The organism is Robinsoniella sp. (assembly GCF_034124845.1).
Window position 1 is genome coordinate 1 of sequence record NZ_JAWYAJ010000255.1, and the last position, 4889, is coordinate 4889.

Consider the following 4889-nt stretch of genomic DNA (forward strand, 5'->3'; position numbering starts at 1 on the left):
CTCTGCTTTCATTTTATCGGCGATTTTCGTAAACGCTGATTCAATATAGTTTGATTGGCCTACCATGTAGGTAACCTTCCGTGTCTCACCGGTGTTATCTGCAATATTGTTATTTTCTCCTGCATCCGCACTGCTTTCTGTATTAGATGTCGTATTGCCTGCACCTGAGGAATCTTTTTCTTCACTGCCTGATACACCGCATCCTGCCAGTCCCGTTATCATCGCTGCTGCCAAAATAAAACTCAGTCCTTTTTTCATTGCTTTGTTCTTCATTGTATTTCCTCCCTGAATTAATATTTTTCAAGTTCGTTTGTCCCTTGACTTAGTATTATTATAGTTGAAACAGCTTTTAAACGAAATGCAATATCCGAAACACCGGATGGAAAATAATAAACACTTTTAACAATTTCTTTATTTGTAATCAGAAGGCCACATATTTTCTTCTTTATAAAATACCTTTGAAAAATAGTAGGGATCATTATAACCTACTGTATCTGCAATATCTTTGATTAAACGCTCCGGATTTTCCCGAATCAGGCTTTTTGCTTTATTGATACGCAGTTTTATCAGGTAATTGCCCGGAGTCATACGGTACTGATTTTTAAAGATCTTACTCAGATACGAAGATACAAAACCAAATTCCCGGGACAAAATTTCATTTGTTACACTTTTCTCAAAATTCTCTTCTAAATAATCTTTTATCTTCAATGCGAGGGGATGAACCGTCTGCGTCAATTCCGGCAATGTCAAAGATGTTCTAAGCATCTCCGTTATTTCCAGATATAAAATATCATAGCTCTCTGCATTTGACAGCATGAATTCAAAATCAATATTCGTCATTTGCGCCAACGGAAACTTTTCACAATAATATGCCAGTATTATATTTAGATATTTCAAAATGTGCTTCTGCCTGAGGTTATTTTGATCGCAGAACTCCAACAGTTCCTTTATACTATCATTTATTCCTTTGGAATCATTTGCGGAAATCTTTTTGTATATCATTTGCACAATCGTATTTATTTCGTGATCCTCATAATACACATCTTTATCCTCTAAGCAGATCATAGCTGACTTTCCAAAAATAAATCGGCTGTACAAGTTGACCTTTAATTCATTATACATCGGTCCTACAGACGTAATATCTATTGTCCGCTTATGGGTTATCAAAGTAACCGGAAGATTTGTCTGCTCCTGCAGACGATTATATACTTTCTTCATCACCATATTCTGAAGGAATGGATCCGCTGCTTCCAGAATTAAAATTCGCTCAACGCTGCTGTTTCCGTTAAAGATCCAACTTGTAGCCCCTGAACATTCCATTTTATCCAATTCCCCTTCCAGGTCTATTTCACTCCACACCTTCACTCCTGGAAGCATACTGTCATCTGGCGACATGGGATAAGCTCCAATGCAAATCAGAGCCAACATACAATCCCCGTCTATGATTTCCTGCCGCCCCTTATTCTCCAGTGTACTCTTGATCAGATTATTTTTAGCCACCTGTTCTTTATGCAAAGAAATAATCCTTACCTTATTCAGAATCTCCATGAGCATCTGCTTGGAAATAGGTTTCAATAAATAGTCCAGTACCTGATATGAAATGGCCTGCCGGGCATAATTGAAATCTTCAAATCCTGACAGTATGATGGTACAAGGTTCGTATTTCCGATCTTTTAATATCTGCAAAAATTCAAACCCATCCATGATGGGCATTTTAATATCGCTAAATACAACCTCCGGTAAATGCTTTTCATACAAATCTATAGCTTCCATGCCATTTTCGGCTATGCCGGCCACCTCAAAATCCAGGCCACTTTTTACAATCAGCTTTGCTAACGCCTTTGCAATGAGCGGCTCATCCTCTACGATTAATACCTTGATCATTTTAATTCTCCTCCAATTCTGATAACCAACCCACCCATATCGTGATTTTGAATTTTGTAATATACCTTGGGGTCAAGCATCCGAAACCTTACCATTGTATTCACAAGCCCCAATCCACCTATAGACAAACGAGATAACTCCACCGGATTTTGAACCATCTGACCAATTCTGTCCTCAATCAATGCAATCTCTTCCCGTGTCATGCCGCACCCATTATCTTCGATTTCTACATACCATCCGCTTTCAGTCACCTTCCCGCGAACTTTTATTTTCCAGGGGAATGGATTATTCATAAATCCATGTTTAAAACAATTCTCAGCCAGCGGCTGTATACTGATTTTGGGTACCAGAACATCTTCCAGCCGTCCTTCTGTCTCAATTTCATACTCCACTTTTCCATCATAACGCTCCCGCATCAGGCAGAGATAATCTTCCACATATTTTATTTCCATGGGCAACTTCGCCATACGTTCCTCATAGGAGGAAGAATATCTGAGCATAGTTGATAATTTTTCACACAATACCGGAATCCGTTCATTGTCATCCTCAATTCCAACCGCACTGATTATGGCAAGTGTGTTATAGAGAAAGTGAGGATTCATCTGTGCCTGAAGTGCCAGGAAGTTAGATTTAATCTCGTTTTCAATAGAACTATTCAGACGCACGAACATCGCCCGAAATGCCTTATTAATATTCTCTACCTCATCTATCTGACCTTTATTATCAATCTGCAGAAACAAATTATTCAAACTTACTTCATTTACAGAGTTGTTTAATAACTTCAATGGCATTAGAAGTTTCTTAATTACTACAAATAAAAATATTACATTTGCAACCGTCAAAAGCACTATAAATCCCCACATAAATTTCGTAAATAAACCCAGGGAACTTAACAGACTTTTTTCTGACTGCATCACCACTGCCCGCCACCCAAACTTTTCACCTGTATTCCAGGTAATCAACTGCTGTTCCTTTCCACCTGCCTCTTTTTGTTTTTCACTGATTCCTGCCGTTTCCTGACTCAAATTCTTCAGTAACTGCTGCTTTGTAACTTCCTTGTTCCCTCTGGAATAAATCAAAGTTCCTTCACTGTCCAGCAGAAACAGATCCATACTGCTGTTTTCCAAAGCGAAGATCTTCTGTAGTTCTTTTTTCGGTCTTTGTACTTCGATCAGCCCATAATTACGGCCATTTGTCGAACTCTTTAAGTTCCGGTATACAGAAACCGTCTCATCCTCGCTGTTTCTCCAGTAATCATCATGAATGAAAACCAACCGCTTACTGTATTTCGTCTGATCAATTTTTTCTATAATGCTTTTTACCGGTATCTGTTTCAGACTCTCTGTCACTTTGTTATTATCCTCATTCAGAACCCCATAACTTAAATAATCCATTTTATCATTATAAACGCAGATCTTCTCCACAACATCGCTCGGCCCGTTAATTTTCATTAACACAGACTGCAGCTTTGCCTTTAAAACAGGATTGACATCAAAATAGTTATTTTGTTCATTTTTATCCGTATTCTGAAAGTTCTCTAATATAATTGAATTACCCATGACCTGCAATGCAATCTTGTCCATATTATCCAGAAAAGTATCTACCTGGTCTGTGATCTGTCTGGTAACCTCTTTTTGGTTCTCGATCGCATTTTCTCTCGTACTTTTTCTCACATACTGATATAAGACAACAATCATAATCGAGATCACGATAAGAATTGCCAGATACGTATAAATTATCGTTTTTTCCAATTTATTTTTTAACATATTTGATTTCCTCTTTGATCCGTATTTTGTTACAAACTCTATTTTCGAACTGAATATAATTACCTTATTTTGCTGCTAAGACATTTAAACAAAAGTACCCGGATTCTAAATATAATTATTTTACCATAACTTCTTTGGTTTTACTATTCATTCACTTGCTATTCTCCATTGCTGATTTATGCAAATTCTGGTTATCAAACGAGCTATAATCTAATCTGGTATAAATTTATAAAATAAACTGCCAGGCTCTAAAAAGCCTGGCAGCAGTTATGATCTAACCTGTAATTTTCCTCTTCTATCTTATAGATTTTAATTCTAATACCCTATCTCCTGCATCTTTTACAATAATCGTCTTTTCTTCCCCTGGAAGCATATTAAAATAATTGTCACTGCATTTATAGTTTCCGGCTATATACACGCCGCACACATATCCTTTTGCTCTCAAGACAATCTTTTTATCATTTCCGGTTACTTCTTCTTCCATCATTTCCACAGAACTTTCTGCGTACTGAAGCTGACTATTGGGACAGGTGTATAACATTGCATGATCAACGCTCTCATCATATACATACAGCATATATGCTCCAGATTTCAAGTCATAATCGCCTGTCTTTTCTTTTAATACCTGCATCCTTTTTCCTGCCGGAACTTCAAATACCATTTCTCTGGTATCACTGATTGTCCCATCAAATGATACATAGCCAAATTTCACGTTGCACCGCATTTTTTCGTTTGTATCGTTGATCCCCCGGATCAGAATACAATCATCCACCTGTCTGATGATAAATTTCTTATGGGCAAATGCCCTTTTAACCCCATAATAAGAAATTTTTCTTCTCATGTAGTAATCAATGACCGTCCATCCAACTTCGCCCCAGGCGTCATTATACATCCAGAAGAGTGCACCGCCGCATGCTTCCTGAAAGCGGAAGGACTCCAGGGAATATTCATAGACATCTCCCTGTACAAGCCCGCCGTACAGAATAAATTCGCGCTCAGTAAGCCCATGATTCCCAACGGAATAGTTTTGTAAAATGGCTTTCTTCAAGGTGTCTTTCATCGTCACGTTTGTATGGGACTTCCACAGTTTTCCATTCATATCCAGTTCTTCGTCTCCCAGATATTCCTGTATACTCTCTAAGCTGCATGGTCCGAGAGCTCCATATTCACTTACAAACTTTGTTTTGATGGCGTCATAACTTTTCAAATCCAGCGCTTCCCGGATATCATTGCTTACAA

4 protein-coding genes are annotated in these 4889 nt (G+C 38.0%); all 4 read right to left on the reverse strand.

Annotated features, from left to right (window positions below; genetic code table 11):
* A partial coding sequence (locus ACH2DQ_RS12700) for a lipoprotein (protein WP_395026962.1) occupies positions 1 to 273 on the reverse strand: 273 nt, incomplete at its 3' end.
* 138 nt (positions 274 to 411) lie between these two features.
* Positions 412 to 1884, reverse strand: coding sequence for a response regulator (locus ACH2DQ_RS12705; RefSeq protein WP_394912634.1), 1473 nt, complete (start codon positions 1882 to 1884; stop codon positions 412 to 414).
* The gene (locus ACH2DQ_RS12710; protein ID WP_394912633.1) at positions 1881 to 3650 is read right to left on the reverse strand and encodes a sensor histidine kinase; all 1770 of its coding nucleotides are present in this window, start codon (positions 3648 to 3650) and stop codon (positions 1881 to 1883) included. The genes ACH2DQ_RS12705 and ACH2DQ_RS12710 overlap by 4 nt, the downstream gene beginning before the upstream one ends.
* Positions 3651 to 3945: 295 nt before the next feature.
* Positions 3946 to 4889 (reverse strand): glycoside hydrolase family 2 protein (locus ACH2DQ_RS12715; RefSeq protein ID WP_395026965.1); only part of this gene is annotated, 944 nt, incomplete at its 5' end.